Source organism: Devosia salina, from assembly GCF_019504385.1.
GTDB lineage: Bacteria > Pseudomonadota > Alphaproteobacteria > Rhizobiales > Devosiaceae > Devosia > Devosia salina.
On the sequence record NZ_CP080590.1, the window covers coordinates 1,664,789 to 1,679,211 of the forward strand.

Genomic DNA, 14,423 nt, shown 5'->3' on the forward strand with positions numbered 1-14,423 from the left:
GCTATGATCATTCAGGCGATTGTTTTCCTGCCCCTAATCGGGGCGCTCGTAGCGGGCCTTCTTGGCCGCTCCATCGGCCATCGGCCATCCGAATTCATCACCACCGGCCTGTTGCTGATCGCGGCGGTGCTGAGCTGGTATGTGTTCATTCCGGTTGCCTTTGGCGACGGTCTCGTGGGCGCAACCGGCGACGGGCACGCCGCCGTGCTCAAGGTCGAGGTGATGCGCTGGATCCAGGTCGGTGACATGGACCTGCGCTGGACCCTGCGCGTCGACACGCTCACGGCCATCATGCTGGTCGTCGTGAACACGGTTTCGGCACTCGTGCACGTCTATTCGATCGGCTACATGCACGAAGACCCGCATCGCGCGCGCTTCTTCGCCTATCTCTCGCTCTTCACCTTCGCCATGCTCATGCTGGTGACGGCCGACAACTTCCTGCAGATGTTCTTCGGCTGGGAAGGCGTGGGCCTGGCCTCATATCTTCTCATCGGCTTCTGGTACACCAAGCCGTCGGCCAATGCCGCGGCCATGAAGGCGTTCATCGTCAACCGCGTCGGTGACTTCGGCTTTGCCCTGGGCATTTTCGGCGCCTTCCTGGTGCTGGGCCATATCGACTTCGATGGCGCCTTCCATGCCGCTGACGAGTTCGCCACCACCGGTCTGCCGGTGATCCAGTTCCTGGGCTGGCAGCTCGACGCCATGACCGTGGTCTGCCTGCTGCTGTTCATGGGCGCCATGGGCAAGTCGGCGCAGTTCCTGCTGCACACCTGGCTGCCGGACGCCATGGAGGGCCCGACCCCGGTGTCGGCGCTGATCCATGCCGCGACCATGGTGACCGCCGGCGTGTTCATGGTGGCGCGCCTGTCGCCGCTGTTCGAACTCTCGCCCGTTGCGCTCAACGTCGTCATCACCATTGGCGCCATCACCGCCTTCTTTGCGGCGACGGTGGGTCTGGTGCAGAACGACATCAAGCGCGTCATCGCCTATTCGACCTGTTCGCAGCTCGGCTACATGTTCGTGGCCCTGGGCGTCGGCGCCTATTCGGCCGGTGTCTTCCACCTGTTCACCCACGCCTTCTTCAAGGCCCTGCTGTTCCTGGGCGCCGGCTCGGTCATCCATGCGATGCACCACGAGCAGGACATGCGGAACATGGGTGGCCTGCGCAAGAAGATCCCCATCACCTATGCGATGATGATGATCGGCACGCTGGCCCTGACCGGCGTCGGCATCCCGGGCACCAATTTCGGCTTTGCCGGCTTCTTCTCCAAGGATGCCATCATCGAAAGCGCCTATGCCTATGGTGGCAATCTCGGTTCGCTGGCCTTCTGGCTGCTGGTCGTGGCCGCGCTGTTCACCAGCTTCTACTCCTGGCGCCTGGTGCACCTGACGTTCCACGGCTCGCCGCGCGATGCGCAGCACCATGGTGAAGGCCCGCATCCCGACCCGGCCCATGCGGCTCTTGAAAGCCATGATGAGCCGATCAACGACAGCAATGCCGACGATCACGCCGATCATGGCCACCACGGATCGGCCTATGACCATGCGCACGAGTCGCCCAATGTTATGCTGGTGCCGCTCTATGTGTTGGCTGTCGGGGCAGTCCTGGCGGGTGTCGTGTTCTACGGTATGTTCTTCCACGACGTGGAGCACATCGAGCACTTCTTCGCCGGGTCACTCTTTATCGACCACGAGTTGATTGAAGCCGCGCACCACGTGCCGCTCTGGGTCAAGTGGAGCGCCAGCTTCGCCATGGTCATCGGCTTCGTGGCCGCCTGGTACATGTATATCCGTCGTCCGGACGTGCCCGGCAAGCTGGCCGCCGCCAATCCCGGGCTCTACCAGTTCCTGCTCAACAAGTGGTACTTCGACGAGCTCTACAACACGATCTTCGTGCGCCCCGCGCTCTGGATCGGCAATGCGGTCTGGAAGGGCTTTGATGACTGGCTGGTTGACGGCAAGATTGCCGAAGGCCTCGGTCGTCGCGTGCAGAACGTCACCAGCTGGGTCGTCAAGCTCCAGTCCGGCTATCTCTACCACTATGCCTTCGCCATGCTGATCGGCATCGCGGCGCTGCTGACCTGGGCCATCGCGGCCGGGGGACTGATCTGATGACCTTCGAGAACTCCATCCTCACGATCCTGACCTGGCTGCCGGTGCTTGGCGCCGCCATCCTGCTGTTCACCCCGAAAAGCTCGGTGAATGCCATCCGCTGGATGTCGCTCATCGTGACGCTGATCGTCTTCGTGCTCTCGCTGGCCCTCTGGCAGAGCTTCGATGCCTCCACCCCGGGCTTCCAGTTCGTGGTCAACATGCCCTGGATCGGCGATACGATCGGCTATCGCGTTGGCGTCGACGGCATTTCGGTGCTCTTCGTGGTGCTGACCGCGCTGCTCATGCCCGCCGCCGTGCTGGCGAGCTGGGACGTCGAAACGCGCGTCAAGGAATACATGATCGTATTCCTGGTGCTCGAGACGCTGATGATCGGCGTCTTCACCACGCTCGACCTGGCCATGTTCTATGTCTTCTTCGAAGGCACGCTCCTTCCGATGTTCCTCATCATCGGCATCTGGGGCGGTTCTGCCCGTATCCAGGCCAGCTACAAGTTCTTCTTCTATACCTTCATCGGCTCGGTGCTGATGCTGCTGGCCATGATGGCCATGTATTGGGATGCCGGTACCACCGACATCATCCGCCTGCTGGGCCATGACTTCCCGGTCGGCATGCAGACCTGGCTGTGGCTGGCCTTCTTTGCTTCGCTGGCGGTCAAGATGCCCATGTGGCCCTTCCACCGCTGGCTGCCCGAAGCCCACGTGCAGGCCCCGACTGCCGGCTCGGTGATCCTGGCCGCGATCCTCTTGAAGCTGGGTGGCTATGGCTTCCTGCGCTTCTCGCTGCCCATGTTCCCCGAAGCCTCCGCGCAGTTTGCCAACTTCGTCTTCCTGCTTTCGGTTGCCGCCATCATCCTGACCTCGCTGGTCGCTTTGGTGCAGACCGACATCAAGAAGCTGATCGCCTATTCCTCTGTCGCCCATATGGGTTTCGTGACCATGGGCATCTTTGCGGGCAATGCCCTGGGCATCCAGGGCGCCATGTTCCAGATGATCAGCCACGGTATCGTCTCGGGCGCGCTCTTCCTCTGCGTCGGCGTGATCTATGACCGCATGCACACCCGCGAGATTTCCGCCTATGGCGGTCTCGTCGAGCGCATGCCGCAATATGCCTTCGCCTTCATGGTCTTCACCATGGCCAATGTCGGCCTGCCTGGCACGTCGGGCTTCGTGGGCGAGTTCCTCACCATGATTGGCATCTTCCAGGTCAATACCTGGGTAGCGTTCGGCGCGGCCTTCGGCGTGATCTTCTCGGCTGGCTACGCCCTCTGGCTCTATCGCCGGGTGATCTTCGGCGCACTGACCAAGGACAGCCTGAAGGGGATCCTGGACCTCAACCTGCGCGAGAAGCTGGTGCTCTATCCGCTGCTCGTGCTGACCGTGGTGTTCGGCTTCTACCCGGCGCCCATCCTCGACACGACTGCCGCCGCGGTCGATAATCTGGTCGCGCATTACTCCGAGAGCATTGGTCGCAACCCGGCCGTCGATCTCGCCGTTGAACGCGCCCCCCTTGAATATGTCGCGCCTGCCGAAGGCGCGGCCCAGCCGGCCGAAGACCACGCGGCCGAGCCTGCTGCGCATTAGGAGCCTCAAGTGAACTCTGACGTTACCGATTTCGCGAGCCTGGCTCCTGCCTATCCGGAAATCCTGATGGCGCTGGGCGTGCTCGTCCTGCTGCTGGTCGGGGTGGTGATCAACAAGGAGCGTTCGCCCCTGGTGTCCTGGCTGGCCGTTGGCCTGCTCGTGGCCACGGGCCTCGTGGTGATCCTGCAACCCTTCGACGGCGTCGTTTTCAACGGCCTCTTCATCGCCGACAGCTTTGCCCGCTACATGAAGGTGCTGGTCATCGGCGGCGCTGGCCTCGCCATGATCCTTGGCATGTCCAATGCCGAAGAGAATGGTGTCCACAAATACGAGTATTCCGTGCTCGCCGTGCTTGCGACGCTGGGCATGATGGTCATGGTCTCGGCCAACGACCTGATGAGCCTCTATGTCGGCCTCGAGCTGCAGTCGCTCTCGCTCTATGTCATGGCCGCCATCAAGCGCGACGACGCGCGGGCGTCCGAAGCGGGCCTGAAGTATTTCGTGCTCGGCGCGCTCTCCTCGGGCCTGCTGCTTTATGGCGCTTCGCTGATCTACGGCTTTACCGGTCACACCAATCTGGGTGAGATCGTCGTGGCCATCGCCAACGAGGGCCGCTCGATCGGCCTGATCTTCGGCGTGGTCTTCCTCTTGGCCGGTGTGGCCTTCAAGATCTCGGCCGTGCCGTTCCACATGTGGACGCCCGACGTCTATGAAGGCGCGCCCACGCCGGTCACCGCTTTCTTCGCCATGGCCCCCAAGGTCGCGGCGATGACGCTGATGGTCCGCCTGGTGATGGATACCTTTGCGCCCATCACCCATGACTGGCAGCAGATCGTCATCTTCCTCTCCATCGCCTCCATGGTGCTGGCCGCCTTTGCCGCCATCGGGCAGAAGTCGCTGAAGCGACTGATCGCCTATTCCTCGATCGGCCATGTGGGCTTTGCCCTTGTGGGCCTGTCCTCGGGGACCCAGGTGGGTGTCGAGGGCGTCGCCATCTACATGGCGATCTATGTCGGGATGACCGTGGCGCTGTTTGCCTGCATTCTTTCGCTGCGCACGGCCGATGGCTATGTCGAGACCATCGACGACCTTGCCGGCGCCTCCAAGACCCGGCCCTTCGTGGCCGCGATCATGGCGATCGTCATGTTCTCGCTGATCGGGTTGCCGCCGCTGGCCGGGTTCTTTGCGAAGTGGCAGGTCTTCCTGGCGGCCATCGAAGCCAATCTCTATGTCCTGTCGGTCATCGGCATGCTGGCCTCGGCCATCAGCGCCTTCTATTACCTGCGGGTGGTCAAGGTGATGTACTTTGACGAACCCAAGGACGAATTCGTCACCGTTCCGGGTGAACTCAACGTCATCATGGCGGTGTTCGGCTTCCTGATCGTCACCTTCTACTTCACCGTCGGCAATCCGCTCGCCAATCTGGCGCACACTGCCGCGGGAAGCCTGTTCTAGGTGACCGAGTTTCGACTCGGTTCCAAGGCCCGCGACGCCGGTTACCGGCTTGCGGGCTTTGACACCATCGGCTCCACCAATAGCGAAGCGCTCGCTGCGGCTGCTGCGGGCGATCCGGGTGGCATATGGTTTGCCGCTCTGCAACAAACGGCTGGGCGTGGGCGACGGGGCAGGGAGTGGCACAGTCCCTCCGGCAATCTCGCTGCAAGTCTGATGGTCATTCCCGATGCATCTCCCGAACAGATTGCGACCTTGGGTTTTGTCGCCGGCGTCGCCCTGAATTCCGGTCTGTCATCCATCTTGCCGGGTGGCATGGTACGCATCGGTATTGATGGCGCCGATGGCGCCGATGGGCGTTCGCGCATAGCGCTCAAGTGGCCCAATGACGTCCTTGCCGATGGCGCCAAGCTGGCGGGCATTCTGCTTGAAGCTGCCAAGACTCCCGACGGGCGTCAGGCGGTGATCGTCGGGATCGGCGTGAATGTGGTTGCAGCGCCCGAAGGGGTGCCCTATCCAGCAACCTCGTTAAAGGCGCTCGGCATCGAGCGTTCGGCAGAGGACGTGTTTGAAGCGCTCTCGGACGCCTGGGTCGGTGCATTCGGCCTTTGGAACGATGGCAAGGGTGTTTCCGCCATCCTCGAACGTTGGCGTCACTCGGCCGCCGGGATCGGCGCGCCAGTCGCCATCAGCCAGGACGGCATTGTTCGCCGTGGCATTTTTGAAACCATCGACTCATCCGGCCGGTTGATCATTCGCGACGACGATGGTGCGCGACATCCGATCACGGCGGGCGATGTGCATTTTGGGGCAACGGCCAGCGCCCGAAGCTGACCATAACAAGACGGCGTGGCGACCCTCGACCAGAGATCGGGAGGCGTTGCGTCCACTACAAGGAACAAAAACCCATGGCTAAGAACCAAAGGGATGAACTCGTCTTCGTGCCGCTTGGGGGCGTAGGTGAAATCGGCATGAACATGGCCGCTTACGGCTTCGGTCCGGCGCGCAAGCGCAAGTGGATCGTGGTTGATTGCGGCGTCAGCTTCGGCGGGCCTGACCTCCCGGGCATCGAACTGATCATGGCCAATCCCGAATTTCTCGAGGAAAACGCCGACGATGTGCTGGCGCTGATCCTCACCCACAGCCACGAAGACCATTATGGTGCTGTGCTCGACCTCTGGCCCGTCTTCGACAAGCCGGTCTATGCCACGCCCTTCACCGCCGCCATGCTGGCGGCCAAGCGGGCAGGGGACGGCATCGTCGAGAATGTCGATGTCACCATCATGCAGCCGGGCAAGGCCTTCACGGTCGGGCCCTTCACCATCGAGCCGATCAACGTCGCTCACTCGATTCCTGAATCCAATGCGCTGTTGATCACCACGCCGATTGGCCGGGCCCTGCATACCGGCGACTGGAAGCTCGACCCGACCCCGGTCATCAATGCGCCGACCAATGTGGAGCGCCTCCAGAAGATCGGGGAGGACACCTCCTCTCCGCTGGCGCTGATCTGCGACTCGACCAATGCCATGAAGGACGGCGAAAGCCCCAGCGAGCAGGAGATCGGCGACAACCTGGCGAAGCTGATTGCCGATGCCCCGCATCGCGTTGCCGTCACCACTTTCGCCTCGAATGTCGGGCGCGTGGTTTCCATCGTTCGCGCTGCCCACAAGGCCGGCCGCCAAGTGGTCCTGTCTGGGCGGTCGCTGCACCGCATCATGGGCATTGCCAAGGAACTGGGCATGCTCGAAGGCCTTCCGCCCGTGCACGACCAGGATATGTACAAGTCCATCGCGCGCGACAAATGCGTGCTGATCTGCACCGGCAGTCAGGGCGAAGCGCGCGCCGCCATCGCCCGTATCGCCCGCGGCGATCACCCAGTCATCGATCTCAACGCCGGCGACCGGATGATCTTCTCGTCGTGGGCCATTCCCGGCAATGAGCGCGAAGTGATCGACATCCAGAACCTGCTGGTCGACAAGGGCGTCGAACTGATCACGGCCAATGACGCCCTGGTGCACGTCACCGGGCACCCGCGCCGCGGCGAGCTGCGCAAGCTCTATTCCTGGGTCAAGCCCGAGGTGCTGGTGCCTGTCCATGGCGAGGCCCTGCACCTGCAGGCCCATGCCAAGCTTGGGCGCGAAGAGGGCATCCCCAATGTCTGCGAAGCGCGCAATGGCGACATGGTGCGGCTCTTCCCCGAGCCCATGGCTTATCCGGCCGAAGTGCGCACGGGCGAACTCTATCTCGATGGGCTCGTGCTCTGCACGCCCGAGGAGAGCGGCGTCAAGGGCCGGCGTCGCCTCTCCTTTGGCGGCATGGTGATCGTCAGCCTTTGCGTCAACGCCGGCGGCCAGGTTGTTTCCGGCCCGGATCTCGTGGTCGAAGGCCTGCCCGAGACTGAGGACGAGTCGGTGACCGACCTGATCGAGGACACCATCACCGGCGTCATCAAGTCGATGCCCGCCAAGCGCCGTAGCGATACAGAAGTGCTCAATTCAGCCCTGTTCAAGGCCATCCGCAACGAGGTTAACGCCTTCTGGGGCCGCAAGCCCAATGTCAGCGTGTTCGTGCACCGGGTCTGATTGGAGTGCGCGTATTCCGGGCTAGGCCAGCGGGATCTCCGATCCCATGCTGGCCTCGCTGCGGTATGCGCTGTGTCTGTGGGTCTCGGTGAGCGCCACTGCCACAGCCTCATCTTCACTGGCAAAGCATCCGAAAGTACGCCCGGATTGCGTATCCTGAACGCTCCAGCCTCCTGGACCGCGGATATGAATGAAGCGGAAAATGTAGCGCGGGGCGGGCGGGGTCATGCCGCAGAAACGAACCGTCCTCGGGATAGTTTCAGCGTAATTTGCGCGCCACCCTGGATGGTTGATGAAGTCTTGATGCCGCATCCCGCTGACGCCCGCGACACGTTGGCTCCTATCATTCTGCGTCAAGCACAGGCATAGATAGTCCCATGCAAATCGGTTCACTCATCGCCATCTATTTCGTGGTCTGGTGGCTCACCTTTGTCGCAGTGCTGCCCATCGGCAGCCAGAGCCACCACGAAGCACAGGCCGAAATCGTCGCCGGCAGCGATCCCGGAGCGCCCGTACGGCCCCGGCTGATCACCAAGGTGTTGATCACCACCGGTCTGGCAGCAGGCCTGACGGCTCTGCTGCTCTGGGGCATCAGCAACCCGATGCTGCAGGCTTACTGGAACCGTTGAACTAGACCTTTTTCGGCTTGCTCGGCACCGCATGGGCATGTGCCATCTCCAGCGCGGCCGCTATATCCTCACCTGTTGCACGCGCCAGATGCATGGTCGTCCAGCCCTGACGGCCCCAGCCATTGTCGATGGCCTCGAAGATCTCGGGCGCAAGCTGGCACTTGAATTCCTGCTCATCGGGCGTGAACTTTATGTTGGCGCTCATTCCGTCCGCCGCGAGCGTGGCGAAAGTCCGTTTGACCTTGAAGGCAGTGCGATCGAAATGCGGCGCGGAGACCGTACCGGGCAGCGCCATTGCAATTCGTGTGAAGGTTTGAGAATCGGCCATAGATACATGATCCTGAAACAAAAAAGCAGGGCACGAGGCCCTGCTTGAAAGAGTTTGTTCGACAATACGTTGGTCTTAGGCGCGCTACGAAGCGGCTGCCAACGCTCCTCCCTTGACGTTGTCGACGTCCGGCGGTTTGGGCCGCCTTTGTTTTATTGGCCGGGACCCTAACAAGGGTTTTTCGGTCTGCCAAGTAGATTCTGCATAGCTTGCATGCTTGCATCGAATGGACGCTTGCGATTTGAGTGGGCATCAACGAAACCCTCGAGTCGATCATCCTTTCTTCGGAGTTCCCATGCGCCTTTCCCGCTATTTCCTGCCGGTGCTGCGTGACGTTCCCAAGGAAGCCGAAATTGTCTCGCATCGGTTGATGCTGCGTGCCGGCATGATCCGTCAGCAGGCCTCCGGCCTCTATTCCTGGTTGCCGCTCGGCTACAAGGTGCTCATGAAGGTGCAGAAGATCATCGAGGAGGAGCAGAATCGCTCCGGCGCGATCCAGCTTCTGATGCCCACCATCCAGTCCGCCGATCTCTGGCGCGAGTCGGGGCGCTACGACGCCTACGGCAAGGAGATGCTGCGCATCGAGGACCGGCATGAGCGCGAATTCCTCTATGGCCCTACCAATGAGGAGATGATCACCGACATCTTCCGGGCGTATGTTAAGTCCTACAAGGACCTGCCGCTCAACCTCTATCACATCCAGTGGAAGTTCCGGGACGAGGTCCGCCCCCGTTTCGGCACCATGCGGTCGCGCGAATTCCTGATGAAGGACGCCTACAGCTTCGATCTCGACGAAGCCTCGGCGGTCAAGGCCTTCCAGCGCATGTTCGTGGCCTATCTGCGCACCTTCCGGCGCATGGGCCTTGTCGGCATTCCCATGCGCGCCGATACCGGCCCCATCGGTGGCGACCTGTCCTATGAATTCCATGTGCTGGCCGAAACCGGCGAAAGCGGCGTATTCCTCGACAAGGACCTGCTCGAAAAGCCCATCCCCCCCGCCGACACCGATTTCCGCGGCGATCTCGATCCGATCTTCAAGGATTGGACCTCGCTCTTTGCCGCGACTGACGAGATGACCGACGAAGCCACTTTCCGCGCCGAAGTGCCTGCCGACAAACAGCTGATGGCGCGCGGCATCGAGGTCGGCCATATCTTCTATTTCGGCACCAAATATTCCGAGCCCATGAAGGCCAATGTCACCGGCCCCGACGGCAAGGACATCACCGTCCATATGGGCTCCTATGGCATCGGCCCGACCCGCGTCGTGCCCGCCATCATCGAAGCCAGCCATGATGAGAACGGTATCATCTGGCCCGTGTCCGTGGCGCCCTTTGAAGCCGTGCTGATCAATCTCAAGGCTGGCGACGCCGATACCGACGCGGCCTGCGAAAAGCTCTATGCCGAGTTGCAGGCGGCCGGCGTCGATATGCTCTATGACGACCGCGACCAGCCGGCCGGTTCCAAATTCGCCACGGCCGACCTCGTCGGGATTCCCTATCAGCTGATCCTGGGGCCGCGCGGCCTTAAATCGGGCGAAGTCGAGATCAAGCATCGCAAGAGTGGCGAGCGCGAGACGTTGCCACTCACCGAGGCGGTCGCGCGCCTCAAGGGCCTGATCGAACCCCAGCGGATGACCGACATTTGACCGACAGCGCGCGCGCAGTTCCGGGAGGCCGGGCAACCCGGCCCTTCTCCCGCTTCGAGTGGATGATTGCCGGACGCTATCTGCGCGCCCGCCGCAAGGAGGCGTTCATTTCGGTGATCGCCAGCCTTACCATGGTGGGCGTGGCCATTGGCGTGGCGACACTCATCGTCGTCATGTCGGTGATGAACGGCTTCCGCGGCGAGCTGCTCGACAAGATCCTCGGCCTCAATGGCCACTTCACTGCCTATCCCATCGAGAGCCAGTTCACCGACTACAAGGAGACTGTGGCAGCGCTCGAACAGGTCGAGGGGGTCAACTTCGCCGTCTATTATGTCGAGGGGCAGGTGCTGGCCTCGGGCCGTGGCTCGTCCACGGGCGTCTCGGTGCGCGGCATGGATGAGGAGAACCTCAAGAAGCTCGACCTGCTCTATAATTCCGCGGAGCAGGGTGGTTTCGATCAGTGGGACCAGAGCAAGGGCGTCGCCATCGGCTATCGCCTGGCTCAGACCCTGGGTGTCGGCATTGGCGACCAAGTGCAGATCATCAATCCCGACGGCGCCATGACGCCCTTCGGTTCGACCCCGCAGATCCGCTCTTACCCGGTCAATGTCATCTACAATCTGGGCATGGTCGAGTTCGACAGCTTCTTCATGTACATGCCGCTCGAGCCCGCGCAGGACTATTTCCGCATGGTCGACGAGGTGCTCAAGCCCGGCATGGGGCCGCTCGACCCGCTGGCCTCGGACGAGGAAATCGACGCCGCCTATGAGCGCGTCCCCCGCGCCACTGCCGCGGAGATCTTCATCGAGGACCCTGATGACGTGAACCTGATGCGCCAGCGCCTGCAATCGGCCCCCGGCGTGCGCCCGCTGGTCCTCACCGACTGGCAGCAACGCAACGAAACCTTCTTTTCGGCCCTGCAGGTGGAGCGCGTGGTGATGTTCACCATCCTCTCCATGATCATCCTGGTGGCTGCCTTCAACATCATCTCCAGCCTCATCATGCTGGTGAAGGACAAGGGCGCCGACATCGCCGTGCTGCGCACCATGGGGGCGACGCGGGGCGCGATCATGCGCATCTTCTCGATCACCGGCACGGCCATCGGCTTCATCGGCACCGCCATTGGTACGGTGCTGGGGCTGGTGGTGGCCGCCAACGCCGAAGCGCTGCGCGCCTCGATCTCAAACCTGCTCGGGGTCACGCTGTTTCCGCCCGAAGTGTTCTTCCTCTCCTCGCTGCCCAGCCGCACTGACCCCGTGGAAGTGACGGTGGTGGTGTGCATGGCGCTCGGCCTCAGTTTCCTGGCCACGCTCTACCCGGCCTGGCGCGCCGCCCAGTACGATCCGGTGGAGGCGCTGCGCTATGAGTAAGCCGCATCTGAAGCTGAGCGGCGTGCACCGCCATTATGGCGAGGGCGAGCGCCTCGTCCGCGTGCTCGAGGCGGCGGACCTCACCGTCGAAAGCGGCGAGCTCGTGGCCCTCGTGGCGCCCTCGGGCGCCGGCAAGTCGACCCTATTGCACCTCTGCGGCCTACTCGAATCGCCACAGGCCGGGGAAATCGAGATTGTTGGCCAGCCAACCAGCCGTCTCGGCGACCGGGCGCGCACCCAATTGCGCCGCTCGACGGTCGGCTATGTCTACCAGTTCCACCATCTGCTGCCCGAATTCACCGCGCTCGAAAACGTGGTGATGCCGCAATTGATCGCGGGCCAGGACCAGAAGGCCGCGGAGGGCAGGGCGATGCAATTGCTCGACCTGCTCGGCGTCGCCCCCCGTGCCAGCCATCGCCCCGCCGAACTCTCGGGCGGCGAACAGCAGCGCATCGCCATTGCCCGCGCCGCCGCCAACCACCCCCGCGTCATCCTGGCCGACGAGCCCACCGGCAATCTCGACCCGGAAACCAGCGACCTCGTGTTCGAGGCGCTCAGGGACCTGATCAAGAACGAAGGCGCCGCGGCGCTGATCGCCACCCACAACCACGACCTCGCCCGCCGTGCTGATCGTATCGTCACCCTCAAGGGTGGTCTCGTGGTGCCGCACACGCTCTAGGTGCGGACCCAATTCGTGTTGTCCCGCGTCTGGACGATGGTTAATTATCTTCTCAATTGGAGGTGACGGTGCCATCGCTCAAAGACTTAATAGAGTTCATGACGGCGTCGTCGCCAGTTTTGGCTGCCGTCCTAATTTCTTCGTTGGCGATACTGCTTGCGTATCACTTTGAATTGGCCGTTCTGACAAGCTTGCCGACATTTGTCCCCGGGGCGGCATTCATAACGAGTGTACTGACCGGTAGCATCCTCATGGTTTCAACGATTAGAGGGATTGCGAACCTCTTTATGAAACCCTTCAGGCGCCGCCAATTGGCTGCTGCTGAGCAACGTGATGTGGACATGTTGGAAGACCTACCTGAGCCGGAGGCCATCCTTCTGGGTTGGGCTGCCGCCAACAACACCCAAGTGTTTTCTGCACCTTACTTCAATCCCTATATGAAGGCACTTGTAGCTAAAGGTCTGGTGATAATACCGGGCGGCCACCACCATAGCGATGACATGCCGTTCTACATACCAAACCATATTTGGAAGGCGATTAGGGTCGAGGTAAAGTCGGCGCCACCGGAACTGACCTCGCAGCTTAGAGAACATCGGCCGTTCGGCTAGCGACGCATGTCCCGAATCCTTAACGCCCGCGAACCTCTCCTAACGATTTCCTAACCAGTTAATCCTTGTCCCCGGTTTCACCACTGTTCCCGTCTGGACGAGAACAAAAACCGAACGTATAAGAACATTACAGAAACACGGGAGACCAAGATGCTCAACTTCGTCAAAGACTGAGCTACTCCCCAATCGTTGGACAGCTTTTGGCGTAAATTAAGCTACTCGTTGCACCTGCTGGTCGGGTTGGTTTTGGTCAATGCGCTGCCAATAGATCACGGCAGGCGGTTTTCCGCCAAGGGCGGAATGAGGGCGTCGGTTATTATAGAAGTCCACCCATTCGCGGACGCCGGCGCGGGCCTGTGACCCGGTCTCCCAGGCGTGCAGGTAGACGCATTCGTATTTGAGGGTTCTCCAGAGCCGCTCGACAAAGATGTTGTCGAGGAACCGGCCCTTGCCATCCATGGAGATGCGCACCCCCATTCGTCGCAACCGATCGGTCCAGGCAAAGGACGTGAACTGGCTCCCCTGATCGGTGTTCATGATCTCGGGCGGACCGAACTTGTGGACCGCCTCGTTCAACGCCTCGATGCAGAAGTCTGCCTCCAGCGTGTTCGAGATGCGCCATGCCAAGACCTTGCGGGTGTGCCAGTCCATGATGGCCACCAGGTAGAGAAAGCCCCGGCGCATCGGTAAATACGTGATATCCGCAGCCCAGGCCTGGTTCGGGCGCTCCACCCTCAACCCCTTCAGAAGATAGGGCCAGATCTTGTGCCCCTTGGCTGGTCTCGAGGTATTGGGCTTCTGATAAATCGGCATCAGGCCCATGAGCCGCATCAGCCGACGCACGCGCTTCTCGTTTATCACGTGACCTTCATTGCGCAGGTGCCAGGTCATCTGCCGGACTCCGAAGAAGGGCGTTTCCAGGAATTGCCCATCGATCCTGCGCATCAGGGCAAGGTTGATCTCGGTCTCGCCTTTCGGCGTGTAGTAGAACGAAGAGCGCGCGATCGACAGCAGCGTGCACTGTTTGCCAATTGAGAGCACGGGGTGATCAGGTTCTATCATCCCTCGCCTCACTTCCCGCCCCAAGGCTTGAGCTTTCTGGACAAAAAATCGTTGGCGACGGCCAGCTCTCCGATCTTGGCATGCAGATCCTTGACCTGTTCATCGTCAATCTCAGGCCTTTTGCGCCCGCCGCGCTCGAACACACCCGATGCCCCTTCGAGCAACGCCCGTTTCCATTGGTGGATCATCGTGGGGTGAATTCCGAACCGGCTCGCCAATTCCGATACCGTCTCTTCGCCCTTCAATGCTTCCAGGGCGACCTTCGCCTTGAACTCGGGCGAATGCTGCTTGCGTTTCGACATCTCTGATCTCCATCGTCGAAGACCAGCAGACAACAATTCCTAGCTTACGTCAGCGTCCCATTTTCGGGGAG

General features: G+C 61.5%; 12 protein-coding genes. 10 read left to right on the forward strand and 2 right to left on the reverse strand.

Annotated elements, in window-relative coordinates:
• Positions 1-3 precede the first annotated feature (3 nt).
• The 6 genes from nuoL (at position 4) to K1X15_RS08010 (ending at position 8,358) form a co-directional block, all read left to right on the forward strand.
• On the forward strand, positions 4-2,112 hold the full coding sequence (gene nuoL / locus K1X15_RS07985; RefSeq protein ID WP_220306933.1) for an NADH-quinone oxidoreductase subunit L: 2,109 nt from the start codon (positions 4-6) through the stop codon (positions 2,110-2,112).
• Positions 2,112-3,695, forward strand: a complete 1,584-nt coding sequence (locus K1X15_RS07990) for an NADH-quinone oxidoreductase subunit M (RefSeq protein WP_220306934.1) — start codon at positions 2,112-2,114, stop codon at positions 3,693-3,695. The genes nuoL and K1X15_RS07990 overlap by 1 nt, the downstream gene beginning before the upstream one ends.
• A 9-nt stretch (positions 3,696-3,704) precedes the next feature.
• Positions 3,705-5,150, forward strand: a complete 1,446-nt coding sequence (nuoN, locus tag K1X15_RS07995) for an NADH-quinone oxidoreductase subunit NuoN (protein ID WP_220306935.1) — start codon at positions 3,705-3,707, stop codon at positions 5,148-5,150.
• Positions 5,151-5,981, forward strand: a complete 831-nt coding sequence (locus tag K1X15_RS08000) for a biotin--[acetyl-CoA-carboxylase] ligase (RefSeq protein ID WP_220306936.1) — start codon at positions 5,151-5,153, stop codon at positions 5,979-5,981.
• 74 nt (positions 5,982-6,055) lie between these two features.
• A complete protein-coding gene (locus K1X15_RS08005; RefSeq protein WP_220306937.1) occupies positions 6,056-7,729 on the forward strand; it encodes a ribonuclease J in 1,674 nt (557 codons plus the stop codon).
• A gap of 377 nt (positions 7,730-8,106) precedes the next feature.
• Complete coding sequence (locus K1X15_RS08010) at positions 8,107-8,358, forward strand: DUF1467 family protein (RefSeq protein WP_220306938.1); 252 nt, start codon at positions 8,107-8,109, stop codon at positions 8,356-8,358.
• Between the two features lies 1 nt (position 8,359).
• Here the strand turns inward: K1X15_RS08010 and K1X15_RS08015 are convergent, their stop codons facing one another.
• A complete protein-coding gene (locus K1X15_RS08015) occupies positions 8,360-8,653 on the reverse strand; it encodes an MmcQ/YjbR family DNA-binding protein (protein ID WP_240549690.1) in 294 nt (97 codons plus the stop codon).
• A gap of 328 nt (positions 8,654-8,981) precedes the next feature.
• On the opposite strand from K1X15_RS08015, the gene proS reads away from it, so the two are divergent.
• From proS to K1X15_RS08035, 4 genes are all read left to right on the forward strand, one after another.
• Positions 8,982-10,331, forward strand: coding sequence for a proline--tRNA ligase (proS, locus tag K1X15_RS08020; protein WP_220306940.1), 1,350 nt, complete (start codon positions 8,982-8,984; stop codon positions 10,329-10,331).
• Positions 10,328-11,701 carry an ABC transporter permease gene (locus K1X15_RS08025; RefSeq protein ID WP_476700512.1) on the forward strand — a complete coding sequence of 458 codons (1,374 nt, stop codon included), beginning with the start codon at positions 10,328-10,330 and terminating at the stop codon, positions 11,699-11,701. Before proS ends, K1X15_RS08025 begins: the two co-directional genes overlap by 4 nt.
• The gene (locus K1X15_RS08030; protein ID WP_220306941.1) at positions 11,694-12,380 is read left to right on the forward strand and encodes an ABC transporter ATP-binding protein; all 687 of its coding nucleotides are present in this window, start codon (positions 11,694-11,696) and stop codon (positions 12,378-12,380) included. The genes K1X15_RS08025 and K1X15_RS08030 overlap by 8 nt, the downstream gene beginning before the upstream one ends.
• 68 nt (positions 12,381-12,448) lie before the next feature.
• Positions 12,449-12,988 (forward strand): hypothetical protein, encoded by a 540-nt coding sequence (locus tag K1X15_RS08035; protein ID WP_220306942.1) that lies wholly within the window; start codon positions 12,449-12,451, stop codon positions 12,986-12,988.
• 210 nt (positions 12,989-13,198) lie between these two features.
• On the opposite strand, the gene K1X15_RS08040 is transcribed toward K1X15_RS08035, so the two are convergent.
• A protein-coding gene (locus K1X15_RS08040) for an IS3 family transposase (RefSeq protein WP_220303547.1) occupies positions 13,199-14,352 on the reverse strand; the annotation gives its coding sequence in 2 pieces (ribosomal slippage) (positions 13,199-14,077 and positions 14,080-14,352; 1,152 coding nt in all).
• Positions 14,353-14,423: the final 71 nt, after the last annotated feature.